2 protein-coding genes are annotated in these 1,750 nt (G+C 57.5%); both read right to left on the minus strand.

The genetic code is table 11. The features are described from left to right. Positions 1-460, minus strand: a 460-nt coding sequence (locus ACESNB_RS07480) for a DUF1376 domain-containing protein (RefSeq protein ID WP_373005878.1), incomplete at its 3' end; no start/stop codon positions are given. Further along, a partial coding sequence (locus ACESNB_RS07485) for a replicative DNA helicase (RefSeq protein WP_373005880.1) occupies positions 457-1,750 on the minus strand: 1,294 nt, incomplete at its 5' end. The genes ACESNB_RS07480 and ACESNB_RS07485, both read right to left, overlap by 4 nt.

A 1,750-nucleotide genomic window follows, 5' to 3' on the forward strand; every position in this document is an offset into this window, starting at 1 on the left:
CACCACGCTTCTTGCGTGGCAGTAGCTTCCAGATGTCTTCGACAACTTCGCTCGCGCTAGGTGCGGTAGCACCTTCTTCTTTATCTGTTATCTGTATTTCCGCGCGCTTTGTGGACGGGCGTTTTTCTTCAACCTTGATTTCTTTGTGCTTTGATCTGTTTTCGGCCTTCTGTTCTCGATATTTTCTCGTTTCTTCGAGGAGAATATCTGCGCGAAAGTTGGAGATCATGCCGTTTTCGATCTTCAGCTTTCCGACTGAAACGAGGTATTCGCGCAGGCTATTCCACTTGCGAACAGAGCATCCTAGCTGGCCTGCAATGTACTGAGAATCGTCTGGCAAATTGCCGCGCATGAATATGAGATCAAGGACGAGACCGTAGGCACCTTTTTGCTCAAGGCTCATGCCAACCGTTGCGTCGAGGAAATCGCGTGGGAAGCGTTTGTAATACGGGAGGCTCATGCTGAAGCCTCCCAGATTGCCGAGACATTGCTTTGTGGGTCGTAGAAAGCATTGCAGGCCATGTCGCAGCGCAGACGGACGGTATCGAGCGGCCCGTTGCGGTTCTTCGCGATGATGATTTCAGCGTGACCGCGGCTGGCCATCCAGCGTTCTGACGCCTTGTTGTAAGCGTCGATGTCCTTGGCCCCGTCCATTTCCTTTTTCGCGTAATGCTCATCACGGTGCAGGAACAGGACAGCGTGGGCGTCCTCCTCAATCTCACCGGACTGGCGAAGGTCATGCAGGGCGGGCCTGCGCTCCTCACGCACCGAGTTCCGGTTGATCTGGTTCAGGGCCAGCACCGCAACGCTGTGGCGCTTGGCGAAGGCGAGAACTTCCTTGGATACCGCGGAGACATCCTGGAAGGCATCCCGGCGCGACTTCTGAGGGCGCATGTTGCCCATGTGGTCGATGACGATCAGCTTGGGCATGGGAAGTCCCTTGCGCCGAGACATGGCCTCCCAATTGCGAAGGCGTTCAGACATCAGGGCCGTGGTCAGTTCGCCGCGGTCATCAAGGAACAGGCGGTTATGCGCTTCCTCCTCGAAGACACGGGTCATGCGGGTGATGTCAGACGGCTTGGCCTTGCCGTTCATCACGTCAGCGTAGTGAATGTTGCTGTTCGACGTGTTGTCATAGAGCAGGTAAGCCCCGCCCCGCTGGGCCATAGAGTGGCGCGACATCTCAAGCGTGAAATAGCCAACCCCTGTTCCGGCCTTCATGGCATTTACCGCCATACAGATAGCGAGGGTCGATTTACCCATGCTTGTTCCCGCGGCGAGGATGGTCACAGTGCCTTCCTCAAGCCCGCCGATGCGTTCGTCCAGATCCGCAAACCCTGTCTTGACCCGGCGTCCCGCGGCCATTTGCTGGAGCGAGAGGGATTCCATGCCCGCGGAGTTGAAGTCATGGTGCGGCAGGTCGCCCGTCATTTCCTTGCGGATGTCATCCAGACGGCCATCATGGCTGGACAGCAGCTTGCCCGGCTCAACATAGCCCTCCCCTGCCCCAAGCGCCTCAGAGCGCAGCGCGTCGGCAACGTCGAGCAGCTGGCGCCGATGGTATGTATCTACGACGACACGGGCCTGCGTGATAACCTCATCAAATCCGTAGGCAGCGTAGCTGGGCAGATTGATCAGGTAGTCCGCCCCACCCGCATCTGCTTCGCGCCCTGAAAAGTATTCCTCCAGAGATGGCCCGGTGACTGCCATGCCTGCTTTGCGGATGGACTGCATCGCAGACCAGATCGCA

The sequence above is a fragment of the Hyphomonas sp. genome, from assembly GCF_041689225.1.
Classification (GTDB): Bacteria; Pseudomonadota; Alphaproteobacteria; order Caulobacterales; family Hyphomonadaceae; genus Hyphomonas.